The organism is Shewanella chilikensis, from assembly GCF_002836945.1.
GTDB lineage: Bacteria > Pseudomonadota > Gammaproteobacteria > Enterobacterales > Shewanellaceae > Shewanella > Shewanella chilikensis.
Genome location: NZ_NIJM01000073.1, coordinates 1 through 15,888 on the forward strand (window position 1 = coordinate 1; position 15,888 = coordinate 15,888).

Sequence of the window (15,888 nt, forward strand, 5' to 3'; positions counted from 1 at the left end):
GTCTGCGAGGAGACTTGTCCATCCTCTTTATAGACAAACGCCCTAAGCCAAATCGGCCTAGGGCGGTAAAAATATCAAAGACCCGATACCCTGTTAATCACAAGGCAGCTCCGCTTAAGTGAACTACGTTGCGCCGTGGCGGGGAGTTAAGCCCGGTTAGAGACTAAATCCGCATCGCCAATTCGGCACCCTGACGAATGGCGCGTTTGGCATCCAACTCGGCAGCGACATCAACGCCGCCAATGAGGTGCATTGGCAAGCCGCACTCTTCCAGTTCCGGCAACAGCGCGCGGTTGGATTCCTGACCTGCGCAGATCACCACAGTATCCACAGGCAGCAGCTGCGGTTTGTCATCAATCAGTATGTGCAATCCCTGGTCATCAAAGCGCTCATAGCTGACCCCACTGAGCTCTGTCACCTTGTGCTGCTTAAGCACCATGCGATGGATCCAGCCCGTGGTCTTACCTAAGCCTTTACCCAGCTTGCTCTTCTTGCGTTGCAACAAATACAGCTCTCTGGCCGGGGCATGCGCCTGGGCTTGTTTGGCCAGTCCGCCGCGCTCGGCGTAACTTGTGTCTATGCCCCACTGACGATACCAGCGCTCCGGCTCCAGTGTGCTGGACTCCTGCTCGCCGAGGAAATGCGCCAAGTCAAAACCTATGCCGCCGGCGCCGATAAGTGCCACCCGCCGGCCGACTTCCACCTCTCCCCGCAGCACCTGTTGATAGCTGACCACCTTGGGAGAATCAAACCCGGGCAAGTTGAGCTCTCTTGGTACAACACCACTGGCGACCACCAACTCATCAAAAGCCTCATCCCTGAGCACAGAGGCGTTGAGCGGCGTATTCAAACGCAGGTCCACCTTAAAATGTGCGAGGCGATTCTTGAAATAGCGTATGGTTTCGTTGAATTCCTCCTTGCCGGGGATCTTGCGCGCCAGGTTAAACTGGCCACCGACTTCATCTCGGGCTTCAAACAAAGTCACCTTGTGCCCCCGTTCAGCGGCGTAGACGGCAAACGCCATGCCCGCAGGGCCCGCGCCCATCACAGCCAGGCGTTTGGGTGACTCAGTCTTGGGGAAATTAATCTCTGTCTCATAGCAGGCTCTTGGATTAACCAGGCAAGTAGCACGCTTGAGCGAGAAGGTATGATCGAGACAAGCCTGATTACAGCCGATGCAGGTATTGATGGCTTCGCTTTGATTGGCCGCGGCTTTATTGACAAACTCAGGATCAGCCAGGAAGGGCCTTGCCATAGACACCATATCCGCCTGCCCCGAGGCGAGGATCTGCTCGGCTATCTCAGGCGTATTGATCCTGTTGGTGGCCACCAAAGGAACACTGAGTTCTTTTTTCAAACGTTCAGTGACCCAGGCAAAGGCGCCTCTGGGTACGCTGGTGGCTATGGTCGGGATCCTGGCCTCATGCCATCCTATGCCGGTATTGATGATAGTGACACCGGCTTGTTCCAGCGCTTTGCCGAGTTCTATGACCTCCTCAAGGCTTGAGCCCTTGTCGACCAGATCCAGCATAGACAAACGAAAGATAATGATGAACTCGGGCCCGACCTTGGCGCGGATAGCGCGAACAATTTCCAGTGGCAGGCGAATACGGTTGGCAAAACTGCCGCCGTACTCATCGCTGCGCTGATTGACCCGCTCACAGATGAACTGATTGATGAGATAGCCTTCAGAGCCCATCACTTCCACGCCATCATAACCGGCCCGTTTGGCCAATTCGGCAGAGGTGGCATAATCCTTTATGGTGCCGCGGATTTGCCGCAAAGACATGGCACTTGGCGTAAATGGGGTAATGGGTGACTTGACCTTGCTCGGTGCCAGTGAAAAAGGATGATAGCCATAACGACCGGCATGAAGGATCTGCATACAGATCTTGGCGCCGCCCTCATGCACGGCGCGGGTAACGATTTGGTGTTTGCCCACTTGCCAGGGAAAACTCAGCTGACAGGCGTTGGGGGCCAAACGGCCGCGAAAGTTTGGCGCTATGCCGCCGGTGACAATCAAACCCACACCACCCAGCGCCCGCTCCTTGTAGAAGTGTGCCAGTTTCTCAAAACCGCCCTTTTCTTCTTCCAACCCGGTATGCATGGAACCCATGAGTACCCGGTTTCTCAGCTGGGTAAACCCCAGATCCAAGGGTTCTAATAAATGAGGAAAGCCCGACATTAAAACATCCTTTTTAAACAAGTGATTTAAATCAGCATAACCTGAGCCGCCATCAAGCTCAACATAAAGCATGCATTGCAATCTCCCTTCGGCTAAGCCGGTAAAAGCACGCGTATAAAATCACTTACAAATGTGTTTTCCCGTTGCTGTTATTTTCAGTTAGCATTAGCGGAATGCATGGAAAAATGGAGTGGCTATGTCCGCAAAACCCCTGACAACCAAGAATACCCTGATGTTGATCTGGAATGTGATCAACTTCATTCGCAAGCTGGTGTTGAACCTAGTGTTCTTCCCGCTGTTCTTTATCGCTTTGATAGCCGTGGTCATCGCCATGGTCAGCAGTGATGAAATCCAAGTTGAGGATGGCTCGGCGTTGGTATTGAACCTGGCCGGCGGCATAGTGGATCAGAAACGCCAGATTGACCCGTTCGAGGCGATGTTAAACCAAGGCAAAGGACCCGATGTCAACGGCGAAATCTTATTGAGTGATGTGCTCTATACCATTAACAGCGCCACCAATGACAAGCGGATTAAGGCCCTGGTATTGGATCTGTCCGAGTTGCAATATGGCGGCCTGAGTAAGCTGAGCGCCATAGGCCAGGCACTCAATGAATTCAAGGATAGTGGCAAGCCTGTGGTCGCCATAGGTAACTATTATGATCAGAACCAGTATTTCCTGGCGAGTTTTGCCGATACAGTCTACCTCAACCCAGAGGGTATGGTGGCGGTAGATGGCCTGAGCCGCTACCGTCAGTACTATAAGTCGGCACTGGATAAGTTAAAAATCAAGGCGCACATTTTCCGTGTTGGTACTTTCAAGTCAGCGGTTGAACCTTTTATCCGTGACGACATGTCAGAAGCCGCCAAGGAAGCCAACTCTGTTCTGCTCAACGACATCTGGGGCAGCTATACAGACACAGTGGCAGCCAATCGTGGCATAGACAAATCCAACCTAGGCCTTAATGCTAGCACTTATTTGGCAGAGCTGGAGCAAGCCGACGGCGATTCAGGCACCATGGCAGTTAACCTCAAGTGGGTCGATAAACTTGCCAGCGCCGAGGACTTCCGCCTGGCGATGTTGGACTTGGTGGGCAAAAGCAAGGAAGGCGATAGCTTTAAGCAGATAAGCTACTATGACTACGCCAAGTTGATGGCACCGCTGCCCGAGTTGGTCCCCTCAGAAGAGATTGGCATCATAGTGGCCAAGGGCAATATTCTCAACGGTAGCCAGCCGGCCGGTGATATCGGCGGTGAAAGTACCTCCGCCCTGCTGCGTAAGGCCCGCTTCGATGACACTATTAAGGCCGTAGTACTTAGGGTCGACAGCCCCGGCGGCAGCGCCTTTGCTTCCGAGCAAATTCGTCAGGAAGTGCTGGCATTGAAGAAAGCCGGTAAGCCTGTGGTCGTCAGTATGAGCAGCATGGCAGCCTCCGGTGGATACTGGATTTCGGCCAGCGCTGACTATATCTATGCCAACCCCACAACCCTGACCGGATCCATCGGTATCTTCGGCATGATAACCACCTTCGAGGATTCCCTGTCTTCAATCGGCGTCAATACCGATGGTGTGGCCACCTCAGACTGGGCCGGTCTTTCTGTTACCCGGCCACTTTCCGATGGCGTCAAGGCGGTGATCCAGCGCCATATTGAACGTGGTTACAAAGACTTTATCTCGCTGGTCGCCAACGAGCGCAATATGACGCTCGAGCAGGTGGATAAGATTGCCCAGGGCCGAGTTTGGTCAGGCAAGAAAGCCCTGGAGCTAGGTCTGGTGGATGAGCTTGGCGATCTCGATAACGCCATTGCCAAAGCCGCCGAACTGGCCGGGCTGGATAAGTTTGACAGCCGAGTGATAGAGCAGGAGCTGACACCTGAGCAACTCTTCATTCAGGAGATGTTTGCCAGTGTCTCCGCTTATCTCCCCCCCAGTGTTAAGCAGTCCAGCGTACTGGAAAAACTGCTGACTCAATGGAGCAAGGTACTGGAAGAGTTTGCCGCCTTTGACGACCCTAACGGCGTCTATCTCTACTGTGATAACTGCAGTTACTGATAATCCTGAAAGCCCGGTTCGCCGGGCTTTTTTGTGCCTTATGCTGCCGGGGTTGATTTGCTATAATCCGGCCTCTGTTTTGCTCCAATGATAAATAAAGCCAGATTATGAACAAAAAAAAGTCTATCTATGTCGCATACACGGGCGGCACCATAGGGATGCAAAAAACCAGTAATGGCTTTGCCCCGGTCGCCGGTTTCCTGACAGAATGCGTCAACTCCATGCCGGAGTTTTTCCATGAAGAGATGCCGACGTTCGTGATCCAGGAATATAGTCCGCTGATAGACTCCTCCAACATGGCTCCCAGCCACTGGCAGATGATAGCCGACGATATTCAGGCCAACTATGACAAGTATGATGGCTTTGTCATTCTTCACGGCACAGACACCATGGCGTTTACCGCCTCGGCACTGTCTTTTATGCTGCAGGATCTCGGTAAGCCAGTTATCGTCACCGGCTCGCAAATTCCATTGGCGCAGCTGCGCTCAGACGGTCAAACCAATCTACTCAATGCCTTGTATATTGCCGCAAACTATCCGGTTGCCGAGGTTTGCCTGTTCTTCAACAATAAGTTATTTCGCGGCAACCGTACCACCAAGGCTCATGCCGATGGCTTCGATGCCTTTGCTTCGCCGAACTTTCCTTTATTGCTGGAAGCCGGGATCAAGATTCGCCTGCGCGCCGGAAAAATTGCGCCGCCCTGCGATAAACCCTTGAAAGTAGCACCTATTACTCCTCACCCCATAGGAGTAGTCACTCTGTATCCAGGGATCTCCACCGAAGTATTCAACAACATACTACAGCAGCCGGTAAAAGCTCTGATATTACTGACCTATGGTGTCGGCAATGCACCGCAGGACCCCGCGTTGCTAGAAACTCTCAAGCGGGCCAACGACAAGGGTACTGTGCTTATTAATCTGACCCAGTGTCTGCAGGGAAAAGTCAATATGGGTGGTTATGCCACAGGCAACGCCCTGGCGAAGGCCGGCGTTATCAGCGGCGCCGATATGACCACGGAAGCCGCCTTGACCAAGTTGCATTACTTGCTCTCTCAAGGGCTGAGCACAGAAGAGATAAGAAGGCGGATGCAACAAAACCTCTGTGGCGAGCTCACAGCAGACTGAATTTAATTGATAGCAAAAAGCCCTGTATATACAGGGCTTTTTTATAATTCGAATCCAGAAAACTAATTAAAGATCAGATTCTTTGAACTCAGCAATGCTCTCACCGCGAAACTGCTTTTTCAGCTGCGCCTTGGACAGCTCGTTGAGCTGGCCACCGGCGCCTATGGTAAAGTGCTCGGTTTGCTCCAAACGCCTGGCCTGATAGAGCATCACCAGTTGCAGTGTGTTTTCCCGCTGCTCCTCGGTCAGCACAGTGCCATCTTCCCACTTACCTATCTCGGCGGCGCTGCGCAGTCTCTCATAGACCTCAACCGGCATCTCTTCAATCACTTTGTTGATATCTGTCATACACTTTTCCGCTTGTGTAAAATAATACGTACCCGGGTTATCAGGTAACCCACGAAACCGAGCGTAAAGCAGATGGCACCGGCGATAGCTCGATTGCCTTCGGCGACTTCTCCACCCCAGAACCAGATAACCACCCCGGCGATAAACAGGGTCAAGGCCAGAAAGCTCTGGTTCATCAGTTTGGTCGACTGCTGAATATGGCTGATCCTCGACAGCGACTCGGTGTTGGGCCCCAGTTTGGAACTGCAGTGTGGGCAACTAGGTGCCTTACTGGAGATCCGCTTGCGGCATAAAGGGCATTCAACCAGTGCCATAGCTGCTCCTTACCTGAGTTTATCCACGACGGCCAGCATGGCGGTCAATGAGGCTTCCCCCAAGTACAGGCAACGCTCGGGAGACCAACCCACCAGCGGATCAGCCAAATTATCGTTGTCCTTAAATGGCATTTCCAAGGTGTTGGACAGGCAGTTGAAGGTTTCGCCGACCCAGTTGGAACCTATGGTAAGGTTGGCCTTGCCAGGCTCGTCCTTTTCATAGCCGTGTTCGGTCTGGAAATCCGGGCTAACCAGCAAGAGCGCCGAGGCAAATTCCTGTTGCAGCTGAGTCAAGCGCTCATCCCAACAAGGAATGCCTTCACAGCCTGCCAGGAATACATAAGGTAGACCTTCATCACCGTGGACGTCATAGAAGAGGTCCACACCGGTTTCTTTCATCTTTTGTACCACATGGTACACCTCGGGGCTCTTCTCCAAGCTTGGCGTTTGCCACTCACGATTTAGGTTAACACCGGCGGCATTGGTACGCAGATGGCCGCGGGCGCTGCCGTCTGGATTCATGTTGGGCACCACATAGAAATTGGCCTTATCCAACAACTGTTTGGAGACAGGATCATCCGAGTCCAGCAAACGATACAGTAAACCTTCCACCAGCCATTCGGCCATGGTTTCCCCTGGGTGCTGACGGGCTGTGATCCAGATATTGCGCTTGCTGCTATCGCCATCTCCCACCTTGACCAGGGTCAGATCGCGACCATCCAGGGTCAGCCCCAGGTGCTCCAGGCTCACTTCAGGATGCACTTGCACTGCACTGAGCAGATCCAGGTGGCGTTCATAACTGTAAGGTGCAAAATAGGCTATCTGAATCGCATCGGCGTCCAATTCAACATTGATGCTTAGTTTACCGTCTTCATATTTGGTCGGCAGACGGAACCAGTGCTGGCGATCATAGCTGGCAACCGCCTGGTAGTTTTCCCAGCCTTTGGGATAAGAAGCGCTGCCGGCGTTGATGATATTGAGGGTGTAACTGTTTCCTACCTGGCCTTCAAAACGGAAATTGAACCACTGGTAGAACTCTCCGCCCTGATCCGGGCGGATCGCCAGTCTGATGTCGTCCTTATTATCAAGACTGATGACCTGAATATTGCCACCATCAAAATTCGCGCTGATCCGCATGATGTTTTCCTTCATTGCTTTTATAGGGTGTGGAGCCGAAAGGCTCGCGCAAGTGGGCTATAGGATAAACCAAATCGGCCGCGCTTGAAAACGCGGCCGACTCTGGCTTGATATGCGAAGATTAATCAGTGATGGTTTACAGCTACTCACCAAAGGCTGAAACTGTATCCCTGGCCGCGCACCGTATTGATAAGGCTTCTTGGCAAACGGGTCTGCTCCAGTTTTCGCCGGGTATTGGAGATATGCATATCCAGATTTCGATCAAACCGCCCTAGCTCTTTTTTTAACACCCGTCGCTGCAGCTCTTGCTTGGTAACTACTTGGCCCTTACGCTCAAACAGATATTTAAACAAACGAAACTCTGTCTGAGTCAATGCCAACTGCTGATCGGCAATAGCCACAGTGTAATCCGTCTCATCAAATTGGATCTGTTTATTGAGCGCCAGATCAGCAGGTTCCTGCCCCTTGCTGATATTTATCCTTCTTATGAGCGCCTGAATACGGACCAATAACTCTTTGACGCTGAATGGCTTACTCAAAAAATCATCTGCCCCCAGCTCATAGCCTTTAATCCTTTCCTCTTCGCTATCGACAGCCGAAATCACTATCACAGGTGTGCTGTCCTTACGGGCAAGCAACATCTCAAAACCATTGAGTTTGGGCATCATTAAGTCGAGCAAGATAACATCTGGGGTAAAAGTGTCGAGTCTCATCAGTGCATCCAAACCATCAGCGGCACAAATAACATCGTGCCCCTCGCCCTCCAGTGCTTCCTTGAGCAAGTCCCTGAACTCCAGGTCATCGTCCACCAATAAAATTTTCGTCATTTTCGTTGATAAAATTCTCAAATAAGAACCATTACCATTAACGTTAACATAATTATCCTGGTTGAGCCAGAAAAATTCACGGGTTATAATGATGTAAGGTGCACAGAGTCACATATAAGGAGTTATGAAAAAGGGACAGCTGGTCAAACTGTCCCTGTAGTCAACAGGACAAGTTAAGATTACCGCCACTGAGGCTGCAAACTTTATCCCTGCCTTTTATTGTCCACCTTACTTGTCTTGCATAAGCTGGCTGATGTATTTAACCGGAGCACTACCATAACTGAGGAAGTTTTCGTGGAACGTCTTGAGATCAAATGCCTTGCCTTGCTGCTGTTTAAGTTCTTCCCTTAAGTCGTAAATTTCACGATAACCAGCGTAATAGCTGGTTAACTGTACCTGGCTCAGCGTTGCCCGGCGCCACTTACCTTCCGCCTCGGCTTGCTGCTGGAAAGCTTCGTCAGTCATCAATTTAATGGCCTGCTCTTCAGTCATCCCCTTGACCTGAATGCTGTAGTCAAGAATGGTGTTGCAAATTACCCTGAGGTTCCACTTGTAGTACATCAGCCACATTTCCGGCTCAAAGTTACCATAGCCCTGTTCCAGCATCATACGCTCGGCATAAACGGCCCAACCTTCGACCATGGCGCCGTTACCAAACAGACTCTTGACTAGGCTCGGTGACTCATTGGAGTACACCAGTTGGGTGTAATGGCCGGGGATCGCCTCATGTATGTTCAGTACCTGCAATATCCAGTGGTTATACTCGCGCAAGTAACTTTCGGCCTGCTCGTCAGTCATGCCATCGAGGGGAGTCACGTTATAATAGGTGTTGCCGCCCTTCTCATAGGGGCCGGGAGCCCTTCTCATAGGGGCCGGGAGCACTGATGGAAGCACCGGCAAACCCCCGCATGTATTCAGGTGTTTCCCTGACCACCAAAGGTTTTTTCGGATCCAGAGTCACCAGCTCGTGTTGATTGACAAACTTCACCAGCTCGGGGATCTGTGCCCTCACCTCGTCGACAAAATCTTCCCGCTTGACATGCCGGGCCGAAAGCTTGTCGATCAACTGCCTGATAGCCTTTTTCTCGTCTTGCGGCTTGGGCTCTTGGAAATACTTACCCCAGAGCTTGTCGGTAATTTTTGCCATTTCGCCCTGAACCCTGGCCTTATCGGCCAGCGCCTTTTCATAGAGGACCTTGGCGCTCATACCAGCCTGAATATCGAAGGCGAACTTCTCCTCATAAAGCACTTCACCTATCCGGAAACTACGGCTGCCTTCCTGCTTAAGTTGCTGTTCCAGCTGTTTGAGAAACTGGATATGCCCTTCGATGGCCGCCACGGCTTTATCCATTCTTTGCTTGAATAACGCCTTTTCATCAGCGTTCAGGCCAGAGGCGTTCACCTTGGCGAGCAGTTCATCGGACAATACCGAAAAGGCGCCCTGATTTTGCATGATGGCCAACTCTGTGTGCTCAAGAGTGGGATTATCTATGTTTTGCTGCGCCGCCCGGTAATAGGCCGGCACATTTTCCAATCGGCCCAATACAGAGCGCAACCTTTGCTCCAGAGGTGCAAAGTCCTCATTGATGATTTGCGCAAAGCCCCCAGCCACGTTGTAACTGGACGGGTCCCACTGCCAGGACTTGAAGCGCTTGATTTCCCACTCCATGCTACCGAGGACGTTTTCAATCAAGCGATAGTCAATCAGGTTGGCAGCGGTAAGCGCCGCAAAATCAAAGCTCGCCATCTTGGCTCGCTGCTGCTGAATAAAATTCAGCGTTGTAGTACGGCTGGTCGCATCCGGTACCAGGAGTTTGGCATCATATTGATGAAAGCCATTATAGAGCGCCCATGTCGGTGCAACTTGCCACAGAGAATCGATAAAGCTTTGACTGAATGAACTAAAGGCTTGGTTCTGATCTTGTTTAACGGCAGCAGAAACGTTAGATGCCATCGCTTCGGGCGAGCTTTGGGTTTGACATGCGGACAGACCTGTCAGCGCCAGTGACACCGCCAGGCACAGAGTGAGTTTTTTCATATGATTTCCTTCCCGGCACCCGTATGTTGGAAATTTGAATTCTTATCGGTTTTTCGGGTGCATAGTTTGCTAGTAAATCATGGAAGCAGGAACTTTTCAGCAATTGATTAATAAAGAGACATGCTTTGTTACAGTTTGCGAGCTGGCATGAATTGCATATGACCATAGTGAAGCCCAGAGGAGTGAAGCGATTTCAAGCTTCTATAGAAAACCAACTGATACAGAAGAAGCATTTCATACGCTGAAAGCAAAGAATATCTGACATAGAGAAGCTTTTTAAACGAGTTTTTATATTCTTTAATTTTAACCGGCATATAAAGGATGCTTGTGTGCTGGGCCGCGGTGATTCCATATATACCGAGCAATTAAAAATGCCGCTCATTGCAACTGAGCGGCATCCTGGTTTTAGTACAAGGCTATTTTTAGTCGCGGTAAATCTCGCCGTAGAAGCTCGCCAGCAACAAGGCTTTTAACTCACTGATCAGAGGATACCTGGGGTTAGCACCTGTACACTGATCATCAAAAGCATCTTCAGCCAGCTCATCCAATTTATCCAGGAAATCGGCCTCCTTGACGCCGGCTTCCTGAATTGAAACCGGGATCCCCAAAGCCTGTTTCAACTGTTCGATTTTAGCTATCAAACGCTCGACTTTTTCGGCGTCACTCAGCCCAGCGTCTGTCAGTTTGAGGTGATCGGCAATAGCGGCATAGCGGCAGAGCGCCTTGGGTCTGTCATACTGGCTAAAAGCAGCTTGCTTGGTTGGCAGGTCGGTGGCGTTGAAACGGATGACATTGCTTATGAGCAGTGCATTGGCCAAACCGTGGGGCAGATGGAATTCGGCGCCCAGTTTGTGGGCCATAGAGTGACATATGCCCAAGAAAGCGTTGGCAAAGGCAATACCGGCAATGGTGGCGCCGTTGTGCACTTTTTCGCGGGCAATCGGCGCCGCTGCGCCTTCTTCGTAAGCCTTGGGCAGGTGCGCAACCAGAAGATCCAAGGCCTGCAATGCCTGGCCATCACTATACTCATTGGCCATCACGCTGACATAGGCTTCCAAGGCATGGGTGATGGCATCTATCCCGCCAAAGGCGGTCAAGGACTTAGGCATGTTCATCACCAGGTTGGGATCCACAATCGCCATATTGGGAGTCAGTTCATAATCGGCAATGGGATACTTGGCACCTGTCTGCTCATCAGTCACCACGGCAAACGGTGTAACTTCAGAGCCTGTGCCCGATGTGGTAGGGATAGCTACCATCTTGGCCTTGCGCCCAAGTTTGGGGAACTTGTAAATACGTTTGCGAATATCCATGAAACGCAGCGCCAAATCGGCAAAGTCCACCTGCGGATGTTCATACATCACCCAGATGATCTTAGCGGCGTCCATGGGGGAGCCGCCGCCCAGTGCGATGATCACATCCGGCTGGAAGCTCTCGGCTACTTTAGTGCCGGCGCGAACTACCGCTAAGGTAGGATCGGCCTCCACTTCATAAAACACTTCAGTATCCAGCCCTAATCCTTTGAGGATCTTGACGGTTTCATCACAGTAGCCGTTATTGAACAAGAACTTGTCTGTCACTATTAAGGCGCGGCGTTTGTCGGCCAACTCTTCCAGGGCAATAGGTAGGCTGCCACGGCGGAAATAGATGGAGGATGGAAGCTTGTGCCACAACATATTCTCGGCCCTCTTGGCGACGGTTTTCTTGTTGATAAGATGACTCGGGCCCACGTTCTCCGAAATCGAGTTCCCTCCCCAGGAGCCACAGCCCAAAGTGAGAGAAGGTGCCAGCTTGAAATTATAGAGATCGCCAATCCCGCCTTGAGATGCCGGGGTGTTTATCAGAATTCGAGCGGTTTTCATCCGCTCACCAAAACGCTTGACCCTTTGCACCTGGGTATCTTGATCTGTATAGAGCCCAGAGGTATGGCCGATACCACCGAGTTTCACCAAGGCATCAGCCTTATTCAGAGCCTCATCAAAGTCTTTGGCGCAGTACATCCCAAGCAGCGGCGAAAGCTTTTCATGAGCGAAAGCTTCGGCTTCGGTTATTGCATCCACCTCACCGATCAGCACCTTGGTCCAGCTCGGTACGCTGAAGCCGGCCATTTCGGCAATACGCGCCGCACTCTGGCCAACAATGTCGGCATTGAGAGCGCCATCTTTGAGGATAACCTGTTTCACGGCAAAGCATTCTTGGTCATTGAGCAGGTAACCACCATGATGAGCAAAACGCTCTCGTACTGCTTGATAGACGCTGTCGAGCACCACAACAGCTTGTTCAGAGGCACATACCACACCATTATCAAAGGTTTTTGACATCAAAATGGAAGCCACCGCGCGTTTGATATCTGCGGTTTCATCAATAACCACGGGTGTGTTACCTGCGCCGACACCTATGGCAGGTTTTCCGGAAGAGTAAGCGGCTTTCACCATACCCGGGCCACCGGTTGCCAGAATGAGATTTATCTTTTCATGGGTCATCAGATGATTGGAAAGTGCGACGCTGGGTTCATCTATCCAACCTATTATGTCCTCGGGGGCTCCGGCTTTAATGGCAGCATCAAGCACTATTCGGGCGGCCGCGACTGTGGATGCTTTGGCCCTGGGGTGTGGAGAGAACACTATGGCATTACGGGTTTTCAGGCTGATCAGCGCCTTGAAGATAGCAGTGGAGGTTGGGTTGGTTGTCGGTACTATGCCGCAGATGATCCCCACGGGTTCGGCAATTGTGATAGTGCCGAAGGTGTCGTCTTCTTCCAGAATGCCGCAGGTCTTTTCATCTTTATACTTGTTGTAGATGTACTCGGAAGCAAAGTGGTTTTTAATCACTTTATCCTCCAGCACTCCCATAGAGGTTTCGGCGGCGGCCTGTTTCGCCAGCGCGATTCTGGCATCGGCGGCAGCCAGCGCCGCGGCGCGAAATATCTTATCGACTTGCTGCTGACTGAAACCTGCGAATTTCGCCTGAGCCTGGCTGACTCTTTCCAGTAGCAGATCCAGTTCCTGGGTATTAGTGACTTTCATAATCAGTTTCCCGTAAAAAAATTTAACAAAGGCTCATCTTGGTTAAACTCTCTCACATGAAATAAAATTACATCCAAACCGGGTGGACATCTGTGATCTTGGCCACAGGCATGGCGTTTTATGTAATTCAACAACGTTAAATCAGATTCAAGCATAGAAAAAATCTTTGTATTAGAATCGACTATACTGCAGCTTTGACTGCACTGATATTACGAAAATTTATTCGAAGTTGTGACCAAGTATAGAAAATCTCATTTCTGGGGTTTGTTAACTTAGGGTAGAGTATGCACCGTCTCAAGTTACTGTTTCCCGGTGAGTTCCCTACACTGGAAGGATACGAAATTGGATTTGACCCTGTACGTTAAATTTTTCCTCGGACTGGTGGCTATCATCAACCCGGTGGGCCTGTTGCCGGTATTTGTCAGCCTGACCAGTCACCAGACTGAGGCTGAGCGTAACCATACCGCTAAAATATCCAACTTTGCCGTGGTAGTAATCCTCCTGGTTACCACAGTGGCGGGTCAGTATATATTGAATATGTTCAGTATTTCGTTGTCGGCATTCCGAATTGCCGGCGGTACACTGATTGCCATCATCGCCATGTCCATGTTGCAAGGAAAGCTGGGCGAGGTGAAGCGCAACCAGGAAGAAGACAGAGAAGCCTCTGCGATGGAGTCGGTTGCCGTAGTACCGCTGGCTTTGCCTCTAATGGCTGGCCCTGGGGCTATCAGCTCAGTTATCGTCTTTGCCGCCGAGCATAAAGGCCTGGCTAATCTGCTGGCCATGTCGGTGACTGTAGCACTGTTCGGTCTGCTCAGCTTCGCATTGTTCAGAATGGCTTCGGTTATCAATAAGCTGCTCGGTAAAACAGGGATCAACGTGATCACCCGTCTGATGGGACTCTTGATGCTATCCATTGGTATCGAGGTAATAGCCGCAGGTTTTAAGGGGCTGTTTCCCAACTTACTGGGTTAAACGCGTAATATATTGATATTATGGATACCCCTCTCACAAATTGTGCCGCTATACGTCAGGCTCAATCGTACAAGCTAATTCACTGTAAAAAAGTTTGGAATCTTGACTGCGTACCCGATATTATTCAAAGGATTATGCTTAGAAAGATACCCTCCGGCATAGTCGGAAGTTTTTCATATATGCCTACAAGGCTTTCTTACAGCAGCGCCCTAACAAGCCGGCACGAAGTCTGACAGTTCATATAAACCAATACAGCTTAATTAAGAATGGATATGGAATACAATAGAGAAAACATTGAGCAACTGCTAGAAGGGAAATTGCAACAAGCTTTAAGTGATTTTGGTGAAAAAGAGCTAAAAATCATTGATGTAGGAGTGTTTCCTTGGCACTCCGAGATTAGCGTATCCTTTCTCTTCAGCGAAGATTCGGCAGCTGAAGATGATATCGCGGCATGGCCCCATTTTGATTACTCCAAGATATTTGCAGGTGATTGGGAGCAAGCCAGAGAATTAGCCAAGAGAATGAATGAAAAGTGGGCTACCAATAATGATCCTATCCCATTCTTCTTTGATTTCGGTTCTGCATTAACATCTGACCGAATATCGAGTGTTATAAAACGGTTTAATCTGGCACCGGACTTTAGGATACAAGTACTGAACCCAGATGATCCTAAAAGTGAGAACTTCTGTTGTTGATGAGTAACAGTAATCTGCTGTCGAACCGCTAATTTCAAAGCAAATCACTCTCTACAAAATGAATGCTAGAAGATTTGTTTGAATCATCCTTTGATATACTGGCCTTGTGATTCTTTGCCCATATTTTATCGGATAGCGCATTAGGCTGTTGATTAATCCAACACTCTAGAAAACACTATGCTTGATACCCACAGGGATTATTAAGTCAGGATGGATAAATAAGTGAACGAAGCAGTAATACTGAAATTAAGGACTCTCATGACATACATCAGGGAGAAGAGAACTACAGATGCTATCGACTTGCTGCAGATGAATTCCGAGCTGGTTCGATTACAAACGCCATTGGGCAGCTTGCTTCATATTGCTGCAGATCATGACAACTTGGAATTGTGCCAGGCTTTGGTCAAGCTGGGAGCCGATATAGATAGCGGAGACAGTATCAGTGGCAGCAGTCCAATCCATAGGGCTGCGTCGAATGGCAACCAAGATATTTTGAACTACTTCATCGGCCTTGGAGCAAGACTCGATATTTCTGAGCCAGACCGTAATCCCCTTTTTACTGCGATTCATTATGGCCACTTCCATATTGTAAAGCGGTTAGTTGAGGCGGGTATAGATACTCAAATCCGTTATACCGGCCAGACGATGAAGGACATGGGAGCCCTTGAGTTTGCCCTTGAATGGGGGCGTACTGACATTGCTGATTATATCCAATCCGTTAGCTAACTTACCTCCGCCACTATTTTATTTTTATTGACAGTAAGCTCTACAGATTAGTGACAACCATATTTTACAGGCACCACCAGAGCGTTAATTCAACAAGGCCACAGTCAAAGGGAATCATCCAAATAAAACGCCCGTTTACAAAGCGGGCTTCTCTGAATATGGCAAAGGAGCAGGGATTTGAACCCTACATGACGACGCGAGAAAGCCAGCAATCCGCTAACCGCCTATACCAGGCTATACCAGGCTATACCAGGCTAATCGCTATCATCAAAACTGAGATACGAAAAAGCCCGCCTGTTTACACAAGCGGGCTTCTCTGAATATGGCAAAGGAGCAGGGATTTGAACCCTGGATGACGGCGCTATAAACCCAGCAATCCGCTAACCGCCTATACCAGGCTAATCGCTATCATCAAAACTGAGATGCGAAAAAGCCCGCCTGTT

Annotated in this window: 11 protein-coding genes and 1 pseudogene; 5 read left to right on the forward strand and 7 right to left on the reverse strand. The window is 50.2% G+C overall.

The genetic code is table 11. The annotated features are described in order from the left end of the window. Nucleotides 1-163: 163 nt before the first annotated feature. Nucleotides 164-2,185 (reverse strand): oxidoreductase, encoded by a 2,022-nt coding sequence (locus CX651_RS18640; RefSeq protein ID WP_101057527.1) that lies wholly within the window; start codon nt 2,183-2,185, stop codon nt 164-166. A gap of 196 nt (nt 2,186-2,381) precedes the next feature. On the opposite strand from CX651_RS18640, the gene sppA reads away from it, so the two are divergent. Together sppA and ansA are read left to right on the forward strand one after the other, a co-directional pair. Continuing rightward, on the forward strand, nt 2,382-4,235 hold the full coding sequence (gene sppA, locus CX651_RS18645; protein ID WP_101057510.1) for a signal peptide peptidase SppA: 1,854 nt from the start codon (nt 2,382-2,384) through the stop codon (nt 4,233-4,235). Between the two features lie 107 nt (nt 4,236-4,342). After that, complete coding sequence (gene ansA / locus CX651_RS18650; protein WP_101057512.1) at nt 4,343-5,359, forward strand: asparaginase; 1,017 nt, start codon at nt 4,343-4,345, stop codon at nt 5,357-5,359. 66 nt (nt 5,360-5,425) lie between these two features. Here ansA and CX651_RS18655 read toward each other — a convergent pair whose 3' ends face one another. The 6 genes and pseudogenes from CX651_RS18655 to adhE all read right to left on the reverse strand — a co-directional run bounded on the left by CX651_RS18655 (nt 5,426) and on the right by adhE (nt 13,049). Beyond that, complete coding sequence (locus tag CX651_RS18655) at nt 5,426-5,707, reverse strand: YeaC family protein (RefSeq protein WP_039032997.1); 282 nt, start codon at nt 5,705-5,707, stop codon at nt 5,426-5,428. After that, on the reverse strand, nt 5,704-6,021 hold the full coding sequence (locus tag CX651_RS18660; RefSeq protein ID WP_101057515.1) for a zinc ribbon domain-containing protein: 318 nt from the start codon (nt 6,019-6,021) through the stop codon (nt 5,704-5,706). The genes CX651_RS18655 and CX651_RS18660 overlap by 4 nt, the downstream gene beginning before the upstream one ends. A 9-nt stretch (nt 6,022-6,030) precedes the next feature. Then, nucleotides 6,031-7,158, reverse strand: coding sequence for a M14 family metallopeptidase (locus CX651_RS18665; RefSeq protein ID WP_101057517.1), 1,128 nt, complete (start codon nt 7,156-7,158; stop codon nt 6,031-6,033). A 146-nt stretch (nt 7,159-7,304) separates the two neighbouring features. After that, nucleotides 7,305-7,985: a response regulator transcription factor gene (locus tag CX651_RS18670; RefSeq protein ID WP_101057519.1), complete on the reverse strand. Its 681-nt coding sequence runs from the start codon at nt 7,983-7,985 to the stop codon at nt 7,305-7,307. 228 nt (nt 7,986-8,213) lie between these two features. After that, nucleotides 8,214-10,023, reverse strand: a pseudogene (locus CX651_RS18675) (DUF885 domain-containing protein). 422 nt (nt 10,024-10,445) lie between these two features. After that, on the reverse strand, nt 10,446-13,049 hold the full coding sequence (gene adhE / locus CX651_RS18680; RefSeq protein ID WP_101057521.1) for a bifunctional acetaldehyde-CoA/alcohol dehydrogenase: 2,604 nt from the start codon (nt 13,047-13,049) through the stop codon (nt 10,446-10,448). Between the two features lie 342 nt (nt 13,050-13,391). On the opposite strand from adhE, the gene CX651_RS18685 reads away from it, so the two are divergent. The 3 genes from CX651_RS18685 (at nt 13,392) to CX651_RS18695 (ending at nt 15,445) form a co-directional block, all read left to right on the forward strand. Beyond that, nucleotides 13,392-14,024: a YchE family NAAT transporter gene (locus CX651_RS18685; RefSeq protein ID WP_025010407.1), complete on the forward strand. Its 633-nt coding sequence runs from the start codon at nt 13,392-13,394 to the stop codon at nt 14,022-14,024. A gap of 272 nt (nt 14,025-14,296) precedes the next feature. After that, nucleotides 14,297-14,719, forward strand: coding sequence for a hypothetical protein (locus CX651_RS18690; RefSeq protein ID WP_101057523.1), 423 nt, complete (start codon nt 14,297-14,299; stop codon nt 14,717-14,719). Nucleotides 14,720-14,941: 222 nt separating this feature from the next. Further along, nucleotides 14,942-15,445 (forward strand): ankyrin repeat domain-containing protein, encoded by a 504-nt coding sequence (locus CX651_RS18695; protein WP_101057525.1) that lies wholly within the window; start codon nt 14,942-14,944, stop codon nt 15,443-15,445. The last annotated feature ends 443 nt before the right edge of the window (nt 15,446-15,888 follow it).